The organism is Komagataeibacter sp. FNDCR2 (genome assembly GCF_021295395.1).
Classification (GTDB): Bacteria; Pseudomonadota; Alphaproteobacteria; order Acetobacterales; family Acetobacteraceae; genus Komagataeibacter.
The window spans coordinates 2,931,903-2,949,699 of sequence record NZ_JAIWOU010000001.1 but is presented as its reverse complement, the minus strand read 5'-3'; the positions used below and the strand labels follow the sequence as shown (position 1 = coordinate 2,949,699).

The window sequence follows — 17,797 nt, the reverse complement described above, 5'->3', positions numbered from 1 at the left end:
GGATCAGTACCGGACATACACATCGGCCAGAAGGTCGGGCGCCTGCGGTAGCGGATCATCCTTCGCTTTCATTACGGCGGCCTCGATCTCGTCCGCCACGGCGGCGTCGATTTCATCGAGCACGCTGGCGTCAAGCAGGCCCGCCTGCGTCACACGGTCCCGAAACAGCTTGAGGCAGTCATGCTCGCTCCGCGCCTTCGGCACTTCATCCGCGGCGCGGTAGGTCATGGCGTCCCCTTCAAAATGGCCGTACCAGCGTGTCAGGTGGACATGCAGCATGACCGGGCCCTTGCCCTCGCGCGCATGGGCAATCGCCTCACCCGCCGCCTGATGGACGGCGAAATAGTCCGACCCGTCGCATTCGATATACGGCATGCCAAAACCCGCGGCGCGCGCCTTCTGGGTGCCCGCGCAGGCGTAGGAGGAACTGGTGGCCTCGCCATAGCCATTGTCCTCCACCACGAAAACGGCGGGCAACTGCCAGACCATGGCGAGGTTGAGGCTTTCGAGCGTCGTGCCTTCGTTGGAGGCGCCATCACCATAAAAGGCGACGGCAACCCCGCCGTCACGCAGGGTCTTGTGCGACAGCGCCGCGCCACAGATCAGCGGGGGGCCACCGCCCACGATGCCATTGGCCCCCAGCATGCCGCATGTCAGGTCGGCTATGTGCATCGAGCCGCCCTTGCCCCGGCATACGCCGGTGCTGCGCCCGTAAATTTCGGACATCATGCCGCCAACTTCCACGCCCTTGGCAATGCAGTGGCCATGGCCGCGATGGGTGCTGGCGATGGTGTCATTATCCGTAAGATTGGCGCACACCCCTACGGCGGAGGCTTCCTCGCCGCAATAGAGGTGGACGAAACCGGGAATTTCGCCGGTTGCGAATTCAACATGCAGACGCTCTTCAAACATGCGGATGGTGCGCATGGCCCGGTATGAGCGCAGCAGCGTTTCACGCGCTATTTGCATGGGTATTTCCCCTGTTCCTTACTGGTCCCGCCCATTGGGCACACGGGGTGCGGGCGGGTACCCACGCAGCACACACCCGCATGGAATGGCCGGGCAAGAATGGCCTGCCGTCTTTCACACCCATGTGACGGACACAGTACGAAGTGTCGCGAAACCGCGACACCTGGCCGGGAGTTTACGCGCCACCTCACACGCATATCAGTGCCGGAAAAAAAGAATACAGCATGTTGCGTAGTCCACGTTTCCTGTCTTCCGCCCCTGCCACCACGCCCGCACTCCAGGCCGGGCTGGAAGCCTCATGGCGGCGATGCCAACATGACTACAACCTTGACCCCGCGACACCCGCGCTGCCCGATATGCTGTCGGGCGCCGAACTGCGCCAGTGCTGCCAGCAGATGGGCCGGATGCTGCACTTCGCGGGGCCGGAAATGGACCGGGTGCACGCGGCGGTGGAACCCGTGGGGTATACCGTCATGCTGTCCAGCGCCGGTGGGGTCGTGGTTGCGCACAGAACGGGCGCGGACATGCAGCGCGGGTGCCGCCGCTGGCAGCTATGGCCCGGCGCCCTGTGGCATGAGCGCAGCGCGGGCACCAATGGCATTGGAACCTGCCTTGCCGAACATCGGGGCGTGAGCGTTCACCGCAACCAGCACTGGCGCAGCAGGCTGCACGGGCTGAGCTGCATCGCCATGCCGGTTTATGACGCGGCGGGCCGCCTTGCCGGAGCCATCAACGCCAGCACGTTCCGGTCCGTGGGCGACAGTACCAACGGCATGCTGATCGCGACCTGCCTGCTGCAGGCGGCCCGTCAGATCGAACAGGCGTGTTTCATGGATCGGTACCGCAATCATACCATCATGATCCTGGGCATGGCGGAGGGTCCGTCCGTACCCATGCTGGCGCTCGATCCGGAACGCCGGGTGGTGGGGGCGACCCATGCCGCCCGGCAGCATATGGGCATTGCCCCCGCGCAGGACGTAAGCCTGTGCCTGCTGAACGATACCTCGCCCCCCACCACGCCATTGCGTGACGCGCAGATCATGGCGATCGACACGGCGCTGGCCAGCGCACGCGGCAAGGTGGCGGTGGCGGCGCGGATGCTGGGCATCAGCCGCTCCACCCTGCACCGCAAGATACGCAGCCTGACCGGCGCGCCCGCCACGAAACGCGCCTGAATGATGTCTCCCCGCTCCGCTTCATCACGCGGGTTCCGGGCCCGGGTCCGGCTTCAGGCCCGGGGCTGGAGGGGATCGCGCGTTTCACCGGCCATGCAGGCCATGTCCGTTGAAGGCTGCCTGACATCACCCAGATGTTCCCCCACCACGCGCAGGCAGAGCGCCAGTGAAAGGGCGCCCGCATCCGGATGGCCCAGGCTGCGCGCGCCATGGGTGCGCGCGCGGCCGATCCGGGGCATGAGGTCACGCGTGGCATCCGCCGCCTGTTGCGCGGCACTGGCGGCAATGCCCCAGGCATCGGACACGGCATGCCCCATGGCGCATTCCCGCTCCAGTGTCTCGACAAACGGCACGAGCGCGTCCAGCAGCGTCTTGTCGCCCGGCCGGGCCCTGCCAAGCTGCATCACGCGCTCCATCGCCCGCCGCGCGCCACCCGCCAGTTGCGTTGCATCGGGCATGCCCCCATCATCCAGCGCCATGGCGAAGGCGCGCAGTCCTTCGCCCCACAGCGCGCCGGATGTGCCGCCCGCGCGGTCGGCCCACGCATCGGCGGCGGCGGCCAGCACCGTGGCGGCACCCGCATGCGCCATGGCGGCGGCACGGGCGGCATGGCGCGCAGCCCCCGCCCCCCGCGCCATGCCCTGCCCATGGTCGCCATCGCCCGCTATGGCATCGATGTGGCCCAGCTCCGTTTCCGCCGCCGCCAGCGCCTGCGCCAGTTGCGTCATGACATCGGCCACGCACAACCCGCCGCGTCGTCCCTCCGCCGTGATGGCGGGGGCATGGATCGGGGCCGGTTCGGCTTCCATCACCGCATCCGCCATGTCCGGCTCGCCCTCCACGCCCGCATGGCGCAGGGCGGCGGTCTCGACCGGCGCGCGCCAGTAATGTTCCAGTTCCGCGTCCAGCCACGTCATGGTCAGCGAACAGCCCGCCATATCGAGGCTGGTCACGTATTCGCCCACCAATGGCGCGATCACGGTCAGGCCAGCCTGCGCCAGCAGGGGGGAAAGCGCCTCCCACAGCACGAAAAGCTCTTCGGGCGTGGTGCTGCCCAGCCCGTTGAGGATGATGGCGACACGGCGGGAGGCACCATCGGGCAGTTCGGCCACGATACGGTCGAACAGGATGTGCGCCAGTTGGGCGGGGGTGGGAATATCCTGCTCATCCACGCCGGGTTCACCATGCACGCCCAGACCGAGCGCCATACGGTTTTCGGGCACGTGGAACAGGCGCGCCCGCTCACCGGGCAGGGTGCAGCCCTCGAACGCCACGCCGAAGGTCCGGGTCTGGCGGTTGGCGCGCTGGCCAATGGCCTCGACTTCATCAAGGCCCAGCCCCGCCTCCGCCGCCGCCCCCACGATCTTGAAAACCGCGAGATCCCCCGCGACACCGCGCCTGCGCGCCGCATCGGCCGCATCGGCGCTGGCCACGTCATCGGTGGTGGCGAGCAGGCGGGTGTCAATGCCCGCTTCCCGCAGCCGGTCGGCGGCAATGCCGAAGTTCAGCACATCGCCCGCGTAATTCCCGAACCCGAGTATGACCCCGCCCCCACGTTCCGCCCTGCGCGCCACGGCGTGGATCGCCTGCGTGGAGGGGGAGGCGAAGATGTCCCCCGCCACCGCGGCATCGGCAAATCCGGCGCCGACATAGCCGTTAAAGGCGGGATAGTGGCCTGAACCACCCCCCACCACCACCGCCACCTTGCCCGCCCGGCCCGGCGTGGCCCGCACGACCCCACCGCGTACCATGCGCACCAGATGGCGGTTGGCCAGGCTGTAGCCATGCAGCGCCGAGAGGGCGAATTCGGAAGCATCACCGCAAATTCTGGTCATTGTCATGTCTCCCTGCCGTCAGGAAATGCCCGTGCGCCTACGCATCGCGATGGATGTAGCGCCGCGCCAGTGAATCGAAGGAAATGGCCAGCACGACGATCCCGCCACTGACGATCGACTGCCAGTAAGGCGAGATGCCGAACAGCACGATGATGTTTTCGATAATGCCGATGATCACCGCACCCAGCACCGCGCCGACCGGACTGCCCAGCCCCCCCGTTGTCGCGACCCCACCGATGACGGCGGCGGCGATCGGGGCCAGCACCCACGTATCCCCGATGGAAGGCTGCGCCGTGCCCAGACGCGCCACCATGAGGATACCCGCAAGGGCGGACAGGAACCCCGCCGTGGCGAAGGCCGCGACCCGGATGGCGTCAACCCGCAGGCCCAGCATGCGCGCCGCTTCGGGGTTGCTGCCGATCGCATAGACATACCGTCCCACCGGCGTGCGCGCCATCACGAAGCCCACGACGCCAAGGCAGGCGAGCAGGATGACGAAGGGCACCGGCACCCCGTAAACCACCCCCCGGCCAAGGAACGAGATGTCGCCGGGCACGCCGGTAATGGCGACCCCTTTCGTCACGACAAGGTTGGCCCCGCCGTACACGCCCGCCATGCCGATGGTCAGCACCAGCGAATGAAGCCGCAGCCGGGTAATCAGCACGCCGTTGAGCATGCCGCACAGCGTGCCCAGCAACAGGCACAGCCCAAGCGACAGCCACGGGTCAAGACCCGCCTGCACCATGAGCATGCCCCCCGTAATACCCGCCAGCCCGCCAATGGCGCCGACCGACAGGTCCAGTTCCCCCAGGATCATGAGGACGGACTGCCCGATCGTGACCAGCCCGATAAAGGCCAGCGCGCGCGCCATGATCATGAGGTTGAAGCTGGTCAGGAAATGCGGCGACAGCAGGCACGACACGCCGAATATGATGACAAGCGCCGCGATTACGCCCCCCAGCGGGCTGCTCATGCAGCGCGCGGCCAGCCTGCGCAGCGGCGGCAGGCGCGGTGGCGTGGGCGGGGCGGTGGGAAATGTGGTTTCAAGCGACATGACGAACCTCCGGCGCGCCGATGATCGCGCCTACAAGTGTGTTGATGTCGGTCGTGGCCTGATCGAACGAGCCGGTGATCCGGCCCGCATGCATGGTGATGATGCGGGTGGCGCAGCGTTGCAGCTCCGCCATTTCGGATGAGACGAGGATGATCCCCACCCCGTCCTCGGCCAGTTGCCGCATGATGCGGTAGATCTGGAATTTGGTGCCGATGTCGATGCCCTTGGTCGGTTCATCAAAGATCAGCACGCGCGGATGGCAGGCCATGGCGCGGCCGATGATCGCCTTCTGCTGGTTGCCGCCCGACAGGTACATGATCTTCTTTTCCACCGAGGATGTACGCACATCGAACTGTTCGACCGTATCCGCCACCACGCGCCGCTCCCGACCCGATGGAATGACGCCGCCACGCATGATCCGGCCCAGGACGGAAATGCCAATGTTCTCGCGCACGCTCAGCAGCGGGAAGATACCGTGGTGCCGGCGCTCCTCGGGCAGGTAGAGCATGCCCAGACCCACCGCACCGTCCGGCCGGCCACGGGGAATTTCGCGCCCATGCACGACGCACCGCCCCGCCGTGGCGCGGTGGTAGCCGAACATGGTCTGCATGAGTTCCGAACGCCCCGCGCCGACCAGACCGGCAAAGCCCAGTATCTCGCCGCGCCGCAGCGTGAAGGACGCATCGGTGAAGCCGGGGCCGCTCATATGCTCCACTTTCAGGATCGTCTCATCCTCCGCGCACGCGATCGCGCGTGGCTGGAAACGCTCCTCCAGATGTACGGTGTTGCCGGACATGAGGCGGATCAGTTCCTGCTCCCCCATATCCGCCATGGGGTACGTGCCCACGCTGCGGCCATTGCGCAGGACGGTCACGGTATCGCCCAGCACAAATATTTCCTCCATCCGGTGGGAGACGAACACGATCGCGCATCCTTCATCACGTAGCGTGCGCAGGATGGTGAACAGGTGGTCCGTTTCGCTGGAGGTGAGCGAGGATGTGGGTTCATCCAGGATCAGCACGCGGAATTCCTCCCGGCTGGCGGCGCGCGCGATCTGGAGCAACTGCTGGTCGGGCACGCTTATACGCCCGACCGCCTGGTCGGGACGGGCATGCATGCCAAAGCGGGTCATGAGCCTGCGCGCGGCGGCCTGCATCGCCTTTTTCGGCAGCATCATGCTACCGAAGCCGGAGCGCGCGAACGGCATGAACATGTTTTCCGCCACGCTCATGGATGCAAACAGGTTCAGTTCCTGCGGCACATACGCCACGCGCGAAAACAGGCTGCGATCAGCCAGCGCATCATGCCCCCCGATCAGCACACGGCCTTGGTCGGGGGTGACCAGCCCGGTCAGCACCTTGATCAGCGTGGACTTTCCCGCCCCGTTTTCCCCTGCGAGGATATGGACCTTCCCCGCTTCGAGCGTCAGGTCGATATGATCGAGCGCGACAACGCCGGGATAGGCCTTGCGCAGGGATTCAACCTGAAGAACTGCCATGGGTATCACTCCCTAATGACGGACCTGTTCAGATGTTTTTACTGGTCAGCACATCTATGCCCGTATCGATGTACTTGGGGGTTTTCTGGCCCAGCGCGCGCTGCCATGCCGCGACCACGGCCCAGTAGCCCTGCATTTCGGGGCGGCTGGACGCCGAGGAATCCGCCACGCCATCATGGATGAGCTGGATCATGTCGTTAAGGTTATCGAGACCGACCTCGCGCACCTTGCCCGTGCGCCCGCTTTCACGGATGGCCTGACCGATCCCGACCGGGCCGGACGCATCGCACGCCACCCAGCCGGCCAAGTCGGGATGCGCCTGCATGATGGCGGCGGCCTGTTTCTGCGCGGTTTCGATACTGTCGTTGTCAATGCCGGTCGCCACCACCGTAATGCCCGGATACCGGGCGAAGGCCGTGCGCTCGCACTGGGCGCGCAGGCTGTGGTTGGGCGCTGTCGGCACGCCCATCATGATCGCGACTTCCCCCTTCCCCCCGATCAGGCCGGCAAGGCGCTGGGCCGCGATGGTGCCCTGTTCACAGAAATCCGCCCCCACGGCTGTCACATCCATGCCTTCGGGCGGCAGGGAGTCGAACACGGTCATCGGGACTTTTTCATCCACCGCTTCCTGCATGGTGGCGTGATTGCCCTTTTCATCAAGCAGGTCGAGAATGAGCCCGTCGGGGTGCGTGGCAACGGCGCGTTCGATAATGTCGTTTTGCGATGAGACATCCGCCGTCTGCGGGGCGCGGTATTCGATCTCGATCCTGCGGCCCGTCAGCCTGCCCAGCAGGTCGGCCGCCGCGTGCGCGCCGGTATTGACCTTGTCAAACCACGGATGAACCGTTTTGGGGATCAGCACGAAGCGCAGGGGCGCGCCGGTATCAGCCGCCCGGGCGGCCAATGGCGCGCATGCAAGCAGCGCGGAAAGCAGAAAAGCGATTTTCATTTTTATTATTCTTTCCCGTTACCGGCATTCCACCGGGGGCTTCAGGCCATGTTCAGCATTCCGTGGTGGCGGGGACATGGCTGGCGTATTTCAGGCCCAGCGCGTCGATCGCCGCGACATTGCGCGCCGATGCTCCCTGCGGGTCGAATGCATTGGCCAGCCAGGCATCGACAATGCCTTTGGCGACCTCCACACCGATCACCCGCGACCCCATGGTGATGATATGCGCGTTGTTGGACAGGGCGGCCCGCGTGGCGGAATAGGTATCGTGTGTCAGGGCGGCGCGGATGGCCGGTATCTTGTTGGCCGCGATGCACACCCCGATGCCGGTGCCACAGCACAGGATGCCGCGATCGAACTCACCAGACAGGATGGCGAGACCCACCCGCTCACTCAGCGTGGCATAGGGTTCCGTACTGCCCGCCTGCTGGGCGGACATGTCGAGTACGTCATGCTCCCCCCGGTCTATCAGATGCTGCACGAGAATACCGGCCAGTCCCTTACCGGCACTATCGCCGCCAATGGCTATACGCATGGTTCTTCTCCATATTGAGAGATCTATCGTGGTTTCATGCCGTCCTGAGTGTATCGGGTGCGCTTGAGCGGGCCATACGCACCTTGATGCCGCGATCATGCAGGTGGTCGCGTATATCCGGGGGCAGGCCATCGTCGGTTATCAGCACATCGAATTCCCCAAGGTCGGCCAGGCGGTTCAGCGCGGTCACGCCGAACTTGGTGCTGTCGGCCAGCAGTACGCGCCTGTCCGCCGCGCGCATGAGCGCGTGCTTGACCTTTACGATGTCCTGTTCCTGATGATAGGCGCCCAGCCCATGAATGGCGGAAACCGACATGAACAGCGTGTTCACCCGCAACGCGCCAATGGCCTGTTCGCATAACAGCCCGAAAAACGCATCGAAAGTGGGATGGTAACACCCGCCAAGCGCCAGCAGCCTGATATCCGGCGCCCCCGCCAGCGTGGTGGCGATGCCAAGGCTGTTGGTCAGCACCGTCAGCGCGCCGATCCCGGCCAGATGGTCCGACAGGAAACGCGCGGTTGTCGAATCATCCAGCGCGATCACGTCACCCGATGCGATCATGCCCGCCGCCAGCGCCGCGATGGCCTTCTTTTCACGGACCGCGCGGCGCAGGCGGTAAAGCATGCTGCTTTCGACAATACCGTTGGGCAGGGTCGTCACGCCGCCATGCACCTTGCGCACCAGCCCCTGCCCGGACAGGGCGTGCAGGTCGCGATGTATGGTCATGCGGCTTGTTTCAAAGCGGTGGACCAGTTCATCAATCTCCACATTGCCGCGCGTGATGACGTAATCGACAATGGCGCGCCTGCGGGCGGCAACGGTGCGGGATTCAGCCAGATGCGTCATGTTCATGGCGCCACGCTCCTGATGAGTTGCACAAAGTCGGTAACATTCCACGCGGCGCGCCCGACAAAGACCCCGTCTATATTGTCAAGCCGCGTATAGGCGCGGGCGTTTTCGCGCGTGACACTGCCCCCGTACAGAAGCGGCACGCACCTACCCGCTTCCTCCCCCGCGATCCGTACCAGCACCGCGCGCAGATGGGCATGGGTTTCAGCCACGAAGCCTGCCTCCGCCGCCCGTCCGTTCACGCCAATCGCCCATACGGGTTCATACGCCACCAGCACCCGCGCCATCTTGCGGGGCGAGACACCGTGCAGCGCGATCATGATCTGGCGGGCGAGAACCTCACGCGTTACGCCAAAATCATGTTCCTGCGCGCTATCGCCAATACAGACCAGTGGCCGCATGCCATGGCGCAGCACCGCATGGACCTTCAGGTTGACGGTCCAGTCCGTCTCACCAAAATGGGCGCGGCGTTCGGAATGGCCTATTTCCACCAGATCCGCGCCGCATTCCGCCACCATCGCGGGGGAAATCTCGCCCGTCCAGGCCCCGGCGTCCTCCCAGTGCGTGTTCTGCGCGCCGGTCAGCACGGGGGTGTCGTGCAGGATGGCGCAGACATCCCTGAGCGATGTAAAAGGCGGAACCACAAACGGCTGCACACCCGCGGGCGGGGTGAAGGCGGCCAGCGCGCGCGCCGTTTCAATCGCGGCGGCTGGTCCCTTGTTCATTTTCCAGCTTGTGCCGACCCATACAGGCACAGGGTGCATCAGATATCTCCACACTGACTGGAACGTTCATATGTAACGCTCCATGTGTGATATATCTCACTACAAGGGTTATCGTTGCCTGCGCATATGCGGGTGATCCATCACGTTCCCATGATCCGCCGGGAAAAGCTCTCACCAAGTAAATTACAGGCAAAATAATTGCAGCCTTTATGTATTCATATCTGATTATTTCTATCATCACCATAAGACCAGCGCCCATCCGGTCTCTTCCGCCTTTGCGATGTCCGCGGCACTGCGCGCGGGTATGCCCGCAACGAAGTGCTGGTGAAGCTTCTTTCAGAACGCTTCAGGGGACGCCGCCTTTTTGAAAAAAGGCGGCACCCAAAAACTTTTATTGTTTTTTATTAGTCATCCAGTTTCGGATAACCGTTCAGGGTGACTATCCCGCCACCTCCGCGCGCACCGGGCCATCGAGCAGGCAGGCTTCCGTAACGCGGCGGTCCGCACCCAGCGGGCGGGTCGCGCGGCGGCCCTTTCCGGCCAGGGTCTCGTGGTAAAGGCACGTTGCCTCATCGGGCAGGAGATCGCCATCCGTAACGTGACGCATGGCCTGAACCAGCAGCAGCGGATCATCGGCGTCAAGGATCTTGCGGCCAAACAGCGCGGCCCGCGCGCCACAGCCCTGCGCCTGATACAGCAGTTCCAGACAGTCGCGTGTCGTCCCGCTTCCCCCACCCATGATCCCCACGACCATGCGTGGGTCAAAGGCGCAGAGTTCCGTCAGCGCCGCTGTACCGTTATAGGGGATTTTGAGAAAAACCGGACGTTCCGCCTGCCGTAACCCGGCAAGGGTGCGTACAATCATGTCATTGAGGAACACGCCATGATCCTGTGGCGCAATCCGCCCCTCGTTAGGGTTGAATACTTCCAGAAAATAGGAAAACCCATGCTCGTGCGCCTCCTCCCGAAAGTTGCGGAAACATTCCAGCGCATGGGCGTCCTGCGCGGCGTCGCCATTGAAGGTCAGGGAATACAGGCCAAGCCGGGCCTGCGCCCCGGACAGGGCGGCGGAACGGAACGGAACCGATTTCTGGGTCGTATAGGGGCTGGCCCGGCCACGCCATAATTCGCTGGTGTCGTTGGCGCGGATGGCGGGCTGCACGCGGCTGCCCTCAAAAGCGCCCTCCCTGGTCAATATTTCCAGGTTGGAGGCGGAAACCAGCATGATATCGACAATATCCTGCTCCAGCATGGCGCGTATATCATTCAGATACGCCCCGCGCGGACGGTAGGCGGAGGACGTTACCACACCGCGGCTGGAGCCCATGGCGCTGATGCCGGCCGCCATGTCCGCATCCTTCGCATCGGCCAGGATGAAATCGGCGGGCGTATCGGTTCCCGCGACCATGCGGGCGATCTTCTGTTCATACCGGTTCATGGCTCAGGCTCCAATCGCTTCAGGCCGCGCGGTTTCCGGCACGGGGTGGGCGGCCATATGGTGGCATGTTTCAGCCTGTTGCCAGGCATCACGCGCCTGACGCTGGATTTCATCCGCGTCCCACCCCAGGGTGTCACCCGCCACTTCCGCCACTTCACGCGCGACATCGGGCGTTAACGCGCCGGACAGGGCGATGGTCGTGCGCCGGTAGAGAATATCCGCCGCATGGCGAACCTGTTCATACCGCGCGATGAATGCGATCTCGCGCCGGGTGTAGGTGGGCAGGCTGCGCAGGGGCATGTCGGATACATGGGCGCAGAACCGCGCAATGTCCTGCGCCAGCGTTCCATAGCGGGCAAACAGTGTCCGCGCCCGTTCGGGGGGGATGCCGTATGCTTCGGCAATCCCTTCAGTATAGATGGCCTGCCGGGCGGGTGGGGGGAAATTCCTGCCCCCGCCAATAGGCAACCGGCGGGTCGAGACCTGTCGCGCCCTGCCCAGGCGCGGCAGGATGGTATCGGCCACCTCTTCCGCCAGGCCGCGAAAGGTGGTCCATTTCCCGCCCACGAGCGAGAAAAGGGCGGCCGGGCCCAGCCTGTCCTCATGCACGATATGGTCGCGACTGATCGCACCGGGATCGGATGCGCCGGAGGCGGGGAGCGGGCGCACGCCGCAATAGCGGTAGATCACATCGTCCGCGCTGAACCTGAACCCGGGAAACAGGGCGCCCAGCATGTCGAGCATGTAGGCCTGCTCCTCATCGGTGCACAGGGCGGTATCCGGGTCGCCCTGCCGTATATCGGTGGAACCGACAAGTACGTGCCCAAGAAATGGATAGGCAAGGCAGATGCGCCCATCCGGCGTACCGAAATAGACCATATGCCCATCCAGTTCGCGCAGCAGCGCGTCATGGCGCAACAGCAGGTGCGATCCCTTCGTGCCGTCGATATAGCGGGTCCGCAGCCCCAGTATGGCATTGATCTGGTCAATCCACGCCCCGCCCGCATTGACCATGACCGGCGCCCGCGCCTGCCACGACCGACCGGACAGGCGATCCCGCAGGGTCAGCGTGCCGTCATGGAAGGCTTCGATGCGTGTATAGGTCGCGATCACGCATCCGCTCTCTGTCATCAGGGCGTCACGCACGCACTCGTAACCCAGCCGTTCGGGCTGGGTTATCGCGGCGTCGTAATACATACCCGTCGCCATGACGGAGCTGGCCATATGCGGCCAGCGCGCCCGGCTCTGGCGGCGCGGGAAGAAGCGGTGACGCGGCATGACCCGGTTATGGCGGCCAAGGAAATCATAAATCAGCATTCCCAGTTCCGTCACCACGGTGCCCCGGTCAGCCATTTTGCCGCCCAGCCCCATGAACCGCCGGATGGAAGGCACGATCCCCCCGAACCATGAAGAAACGGGCACGGTAGTGGGCAGCGGATGCACCATATGCGCGGCGTTGCGCAGCAGCAGATTACGCTCCAGCGTGGATTGCGCGACCAGGCGGAATTCGCCCGTTTCAAGATATTTGATGCCACCATGGATCAGGCGCGATGGCGCGCAGGACGCCCCCGAACAGATATCCGCCCGGTCCACCACCAGCACCCGCACGTTCTGTAGGGCCAGTTCACGCATCAGCCCGACGCCGTTGATTCCCGCGCCTATGATGATGACATCAAATTCCGTTCGCGCCTGATCCGGCGGCATACAGGTATTCATGAGGGCATTCTTCCCATTACGGTCGCACCCGACAGGTGCAGGGGAATGGCGGGATGGATGGCGGGCTGTGGCGGCTGGTCCGTCGGCTGGGGCGTCATATCGTACAGGGACTGCCAGAACGGACGCATGGCCCGCGTCAGGGCAACGTAGCGGTGGTACAGGCTGTCATAAACCGCCACGCGCGCCGCATCGGGGCGGTAGGTGGTGCATGAGACGTCAAGCCCATCCACCGCATGTTCCAGATCGGGATACAGACCGACCGCAACCGCCGCCGTCAGCGCGGCACCCAGCGCACCCGCTTCCCGCACACCGGAAATATCCACCGGCATGTCAAGCACATCGGCAAAAAGTTGGGCGATGGCGGGCTGGCCGCTTCCCCCACCCGACACACCCAGCCGCGCCACGGCCCCGGTCTGGCGCAGGGCGGTGACATGCATGCGGTGGTTGAAAACCATGCCCTCCACCATGGCCTGGAACAGGTCCGTGCGGTCATGCCATGACTGCACGCCAAAAAAGGACGCGCTGGCGGGCGCGGCATAGGGGGAACCGAACAGGAAGGGGTGGAAAAGCGGCACGGTGCGCGCCTCTCGCGCGGTGGCCAGACGCGCTTCCACTTCACGCATCAGCAGGCCGGTCGCCTCCCCGTCATGGGGCAGCAGCAGTTTCGCCATCCATTCCAGATTGCTGGAGGATGCGGGCGAGATCGCCATGCAGTTCCACAACCCCCGGCGGTACCCCGCGCGGCAGGACCAGCCATCGCCCGTTACGGGATGATCGCGGAAAACCTCGTTGATGGAAAAAGTCCCGGCGGTAAGCGACATGTCACCGGGGCACGTATGGCCCATGCCCACGGCGGCGGCGGTGACGTCATGCAGCCCGGCCGCCACCGGGGTGCCGGCAAGCAGGCCGGTCGCCGCCGCGGCCGCCGGGGTCACGCCCCCCGCGCGCGTGCAGGATTCCAGCATGGGCGGCAGGCAGGCATGTATCGCCCCAAGACCCAGGATATCGAGTATTTCCCTGCTATACTGCTGTGTATGCAGATCGGTGAAGGCGGTGCTGGCCTCGGTCATGTCGGTTGCGACTTCACCCGTCAGGCAGAGCCTGATCCAGTCCTTGGCGAACAGGATGGAGCCGATGGCATGATAACGCTCCGGCTCATGATCGCGTATCCACGCCAGTAACGTACTGGCCGAATAGACATAGGGCCGTTGCCCCGCAACCGGCACGAGCTGGTCCAGCACGCCGCGCTGTCGCCAGCTTTCATGCAGCGCGGTCGCACGGCTGTCGAGTGACATGATCCCGCGCCCGAGCGGATTGCCCATGCGGTCGAGCATGAACAGCCCGTCCCCATGGGCCGTGATCCCCACGGCCGCGATGGCCTGCCCGGACAGGCCGGCATCCGCCAGGGCCATGCGTATGGTCTGGGCCACGCCCAGCCATGCTTCGCCCATATCGCGCTCGACATAGTGGGGCCGGTCCATGTGCCGGGCCAGTCGCCTGCGCCCCGTACCCACGATCTGACCGGTTGGTGAAAAAATGACTGCCTTGGTGGCTGTCGACCCGCAGTCAATTCCGATGATGAAGTCCCGGCGCATCCTTGACCTCCCGATATCCAGCAGATGGCAACGGATTCAGGCGGCAATAAATAACATAATAAATGTTATATATATCACATAAATATGTGATCGTGAGAGAGGGAACCGGATCGCATCACGCCTGAATGACCGCATAAACCTGACACACACATTGCATGTGGTCGGGTGAATGGTATTTTCACACGGGATCCATCCCTTCCTTATGGCAAAGATCGCTTTCCCGCATGACCGATGACCTGGCCCCGGCCCTTTCCCGCCACTCCTCTCCTTCCCCCCGCCGCCGGGATAATGCTGGCCGCCAGCAGCGTATTCTTGACCTTCTGTTTGAAACGGGAAACGCCACGATCGATGACCTGGCGGCGCGGTTCGCCGTCAGCCGCATGACCATCCACCGCGACGCCAACGCACTGGCGCGGCAGGGGTTGATCGAGAAACTGCACGGCGGCATCACCCTGCGTGACCGCACCGCCACCCGCAAGACCGTCACCTACCGCAAGGCGCGGGCGACCGACAGCAAGCAGACCATCATTACGCACGCCATATCCCTGATCCGGCCGGAACAGGTTCTGGTGTTGGATGATTCCACCACGGTTGCCGAAATGCTCCCCCTGCTGCCCGCACTGGCGCCCCTTACCATCATCACCAACGCCATGGGCGTGATTACGGCCCTTACCCCGTATTCCGACCTGCGCCTGATCTGCCTGGGGGGAGATTACAACCGGCCCCGCAATGCCTTTTTCGGGCTGATATGCGAACAGGCGGCGCGTGGACTCCATGCCGACACCATGTTCCTGTCCACATCCGTCATCCATGGCACCACCGCGTTCCAGAACAATCCCGATGTTGTCAAAATCAAGCGGGTACTCATGGAAATATCCGACCGGACCATATTGCTGGCGGACAGTTCCAAGTTCCAGACGGGGGGGGTGTACCGTCTGGGGGGGATGGATGATTTTGATCTCGTCCTGACCGATACCCAGCTTGAACCCGCCATTCGTGAAAAGCTGGTTGCCGCCGGGGCCACGCTTGAAGTCTGTGGTGATCATGCGTGCTGTTGACGGGCCAACCTGAAATTCCACCCGGGAACACTTTTTAAATATGAGAAGTTTTTGGTGAATATTTTTACGACCAAAAACTTTTATTGCCCTGCACATAAAGACAGAGGACACGACCCACTGCGGATCGTACAATCCGTTCCATCGGATAATCGAAGTGAAAGGATGCGGGGTACAGGAACCTCCGCCTACCTGAAATCGTTGGGACCGCACCGAAAGCCTTCCCTTAAAAAACAGCGTTCCGGCATATCCCTTCATCAGGAGGCATCCATGTCTTACCATGCAGGTCTTGGAATCATAGGCATGACCGTACTGGCCTTTGGCTATCCGGCGGCAGGCATGGCGCAGACGCCGCGCTCCCCGTCCACCCTGTCGCCCGAGAAACCGGTTACGACCACCCCGCCCTCACGTGGGTTGACGGGTTCCGAATCAAAGTCATGGCCGTCTTTCCATCAGGACAGGAAGTCCCATGAACAACCCGAGCAATACCCATCGGGTTCCCCACCCCAGAACCCGGAACCCGCCACCAGCGGACAACAGCGCACAAAACAGGCGGCTCCGTTGCAATAACGGTTGAAAATACCCTGCTGTATTTCACACTCATTCCCGTATCCACAAAATAATGCGGAAACTCCGGCATTCCTGTCGGCCTACCTCAATAAATATTCTTCCATTTCCTGACTGTCCGCCTGCTCGAAAACAACACGGGTCCAGATCGATTTTCCCCCAGCAAGGGTGCAGGAACAATGATCATGTATGACAGGAACGGATGGGCTGTCCTGATAATCATGGCGGCCCTTCTGACCGGTGGGGAAGCTTACGCGCAACCTCCCGTAATCGTGGGGCCTCCACCCCCCGGAGTGATCGTGCGGCGCCCTCCGCCTCCTCCCGCACGCCGTGAGATGGTGCCGCGACCACGCCGGGGCTATGTCTGGGCGCCCGGACGCTGGGTGTGGTACCCGCGTGGCTATGTCTGGCGGCCGGGCATCTGGCGGCGGCGGTGAACATGGGCCCGGCGGGCTCAACCGTTGCGCCAGCCTCCCCCCATGGCGCGGACAAGGTCAATTCCCCCCATAAGGCGGCGCGTATTGATCGTGATCAGATCCTCGCGGCTCTGTAATTCAGCGGTCTGGGCAATAACGACCTGCAGGTAATCCACCGCCCCCTCCCGATACTGGAGGGTTGCCAGATAGGTGGTCCGCGCCGCCGCCACGACAGCTTCCTCCTGCCGCGCGGACGCATCCGCCAGATGATTTAACAGGGCAAGCTGGTCCTCCACTTCACGAAAGGCGGTCAGTACCGTCTGCCGGTAATTCGCGGCGGCCTCGACATAGGCCGCATGGGTGACGGCCAGATTGGCGAACCGCCGCCCCCCGTCGAATATGGCCAGCGTGGCCAGCGCCGGGCCCAGTGCCCAGACCCCGCTGCCCGCCGCCAGAAGGGTGCCGGTCACACTTTCCGTCCCCCCCGTCGCACCCAGCGTGATATTTGGAAAAAAGGCCGCCCGCGCCACCCCGATCCGGGCATTCGCTGCCGCCATGTGCCGTTCTGCCGCCGCGACATCCGGCCTGCGTTCCAGCAGTTGGGAAGGGGCCGTTACGGGAATGGCCGGCACGGGCGCAAGGCCGCCCGAAGGGGCCAGCGCGAAGGTGGATGGCTGCTCCCCCACCAGCACGGCAATGGCGTGTTCGACCAGCGCGCGATCCGCTATCTGCTGCTCCAGTTGGGACTGCGTGGCGCTTAGCTGGGTCCGCGCCCGCCCTACATCGAGTTCATTCGCGGCCCCGCCCATGAATCGCTTCGTTGTCAGGTCGAGGGACGCCGTATAGGCGGCCACGGTCCGTTGCAGCAGGCTGATGCGTGCATCAAGACCGCATAGCTGGAAATAGTCATCGCCCAGTTCGCCTTCCAGGCTGAGACGGATGCCCGCCAGATCGGCCGCGCTCGCCTGGGCATTCGCCCGCGCCGCGGCGACCAGATTGCGGATACGCCCCCATATGTCGGGCTCCCATGAAACGGTGCCACCCGTCTCGTAATCCCGGTATTCATAATAATTACCGGTGGCCGGAAACAGCGCGCGTTCCCGCTGCGCGCTGGCCGTGGCGTCGATCTGGGGGAAGAAGTCGGCGCGTGCGCGCCGGACAAGGGCACGGGCCTGCTCATACCGCGCCACGGCCGCGGCCAGTTGCGGGCTGCCATGCTCAATCCTGTCCTCCAGCCGGTTCAGTCCTTCATCCCCCATGACCAGCCACCAGTCGCCACGCTGCGCGGTCTCGGCTGGCCGGGCCGGGGTCCAGGGCCCGGTTTCCCGGAACGTGGCGGGAAGGCCGGACTCCGCCGGTTTCCTGTAACGGGGGGCCAGGTTACATCCGCAAAGCAGGGAAAGGAGGAACATGACCCCCC

General features: G+C 64.0%; 16 protein-coding genes. 4 read left to right on the top strand and 12 right to left on the bottom strand.

Annotated features, from left to right (window positions below; translation table 11 throughout):
* Positions 1–3: 3 nt before the first annotated feature.
* Positions 4–969: a thiamine pyrophosphate-dependent dehydrogenase E1 component subunit alpha gene (locus LDL28_RS13930; RefSeq protein ID WP_233059096.1), complete on the bottom strand. Its 966-nt coding sequence runs from the start codon at positions 967–969 to the stop codon at positions 4–6.
* A gap of 224 nt (positions 970–1,193) precedes the next feature.
* Between LDL28_RS13930 and LDL28_RS13925 the strand changes: the two genes are divergently transcribed.
* The gene (locus LDL28_RS13925) at positions 1,194–2,144 is read left to right on the top strand and encodes a helix-turn-helix domain-containing protein (protein WP_233059095.1); all 951 of its coding nucleotides are present in this window, start codon (positions 1,194–1,196) and stop codon (positions 2,142–2,144) included.
* Positions 2,145–2,197: 53 nt separating this feature from the next.
* Here LDL28_RS13925 and LDL28_RS13920 read toward each other — a convergent pair whose 3' ends face one another.
* The 10 genes from LDL28_RS13920 to LDL28_RS13875 form a co-directional block, all read right to left on the bottom strand.
* Positions 2,198–3,979, bottom strand: a complete 1,782-nt coding sequence (locus tag LDL28_RS13920) for a dihydroxyacetone kinase family protein (RefSeq protein WP_233059094.1) — start codon at positions 3,977–3,979, stop codon at positions 2,198–2,200.
* A gap of 37 nt (positions 3,980–4,016) precedes the next feature.
* Entirely contained in the window at positions 4,017–5,033 is a 1,017-nt protein-coding gene (locus tag LDL28_RS13915; RefSeq protein ID WP_183480707.1) for an ABC transporter permease, read from the bottom strand.
* Complete coding sequence (locus LDL28_RS13910) at positions 5,023–6,531, bottom strand: sugar ABC transporter ATP-binding protein (protein ID WP_233059093.1); 1,509 nt, start codon at positions 6,529–6,531, stop codon at positions 5,023–5,025. The genes LDL28_RS13915 and LDL28_RS13910 overlap by 11 nt, the downstream gene beginning before the upstream one ends.
* Before the next feature lie 28 nt (positions 6,532–6,559).
* A complete protein-coding gene (locus LDL28_RS13905; RefSeq protein ID WP_233059092.1) occupies positions 6,560–7,480 on the bottom strand; it encodes a substrate-binding domain-containing protein in 921 nt (306 codons plus the stop codon).
* A 52-nt stretch (positions 7,481–7,532) separates the two neighbouring features.
* Complete coding sequence (locus LDL28_RS13900; protein WP_233059091.1) at positions 7,533–8,015, bottom strand: RpiB/LacA/LacB family sugar-phosphate isomerase; 483 nt, start codon at positions 8,013–8,015, stop codon at positions 7,533–7,535.
* Positions 8,016–8,049: 34 nt separating this feature from the next.
* Positions 8,050–8,868 carry a DeoR/GlpR family DNA-binding transcription regulator gene (locus LDL28_RS13895; protein WP_233059090.1) on the bottom strand — a complete coding sequence of 273 codons (819 nt, stop codon included), beginning with the start codon at positions 8,866–8,868 and terminating at the stop codon, positions 8,050–8,052.
* Positions 8,865–9,629, bottom strand: a complete 765-nt coding sequence (locus LDL28_RS13890; RefSeq protein WP_233059089.1) for a triose-phosphate isomerase — start codon at positions 9,627–9,629, stop codon at positions 8,865–8,867. Before LDL28_RS13890 ends, LDL28_RS13895 begins: the two co-directional genes overlap by 4 nt.
* A 400-nt stretch (positions 9,630–10,029) precedes the next feature.
* Positions 10,030–11,028, bottom strand: coding sequence for a hypothetical protein (locus LDL28_RS13885; RefSeq protein WP_233059088.1), 999 nt, complete (start codon positions 11,026–11,028; stop codon positions 10,030–10,032).
* 3 nt (positions 11,029–11,031) lie between these two features.
* Complete coding sequence (locus LDL28_RS13880) at positions 11,032–12,744, bottom strand: glycerol-3-phosphate dehydrogenase/oxidase (protein ID WP_233059087.1); 1,713 nt, start codon at positions 12,742–12,744, stop codon at positions 11,032–11,034.
* Positions 12,741–14,339, bottom strand: coding sequence for an FGGY-family carbohydrate kinase (locus LDL28_RS13875; RefSeq protein WP_233059086.1), 1,599 nt, complete (start codon positions 14,337–14,339; stop codon positions 12,741–12,743). The genes LDL28_RS13880 and LDL28_RS13875 overlap by 4 nt, the downstream gene beginning before the upstream one ends.
* A gap of 224 nt (positions 14,340–14,563) precedes the next feature.
* Here LDL28_RS13875 and LDL28_RS13870 point away from each other — a divergent pair, with 224 nt between their 5' ends.
* From LDL28_RS13870 to LDL28_RS15735, 3 genes are all read left to right on the top strand, one after another.
* Positions 14,564–15,397 carry a DeoR/GlpR family DNA-binding transcription regulator gene (locus LDL28_RS13870; protein ID WP_233059085.1) on the top strand — a complete coding sequence of 278 codons (834 nt, stop codon included), beginning with the start codon at positions 14,564–14,566 and terminating at the stop codon, positions 15,395–15,397.
* 267 nt (positions 15,398–15,664) lie between these two features.
* Positions 15,665–15,964 carry a hypothetical protein gene (locus LDL28_RS13865; protein WP_233059084.1) on the top strand — a complete coding sequence of 100 codons (300 nt, stop codon included), beginning with the start codon at positions 15,665–15,667 and terminating at the stop codon, positions 15,962–15,964.
* A gap of 176 nt (positions 15,965–16,140) precedes the next feature.
* Positions 16,141–16,398: a YXWGXW repeat-containing protein gene (locus LDL28_RS15735; protein ID WP_370636350.1), complete on the top strand. Its 258-nt coding sequence runs from the start codon at positions 16,141–16,143 to the stop codon at positions 16,396–16,398.
* Between the two features lie 17 nt (positions 16,399–16,415).
* On the opposite strand, the gene LDL28_RS13860 is transcribed toward LDL28_RS15735, so the two are convergent.
* Positions 16,416–17,789, bottom strand: a complete 1,374-nt coding sequence (locus LDL28_RS13860) for an efflux transporter outer membrane subunit (RefSeq protein WP_233059083.1) — start codon at positions 17,787–17,789, stop codon at positions 16,416–16,418.
* Between the last annotated feature and the right edge of the window lie 8 nt (positions 17,790–17,797).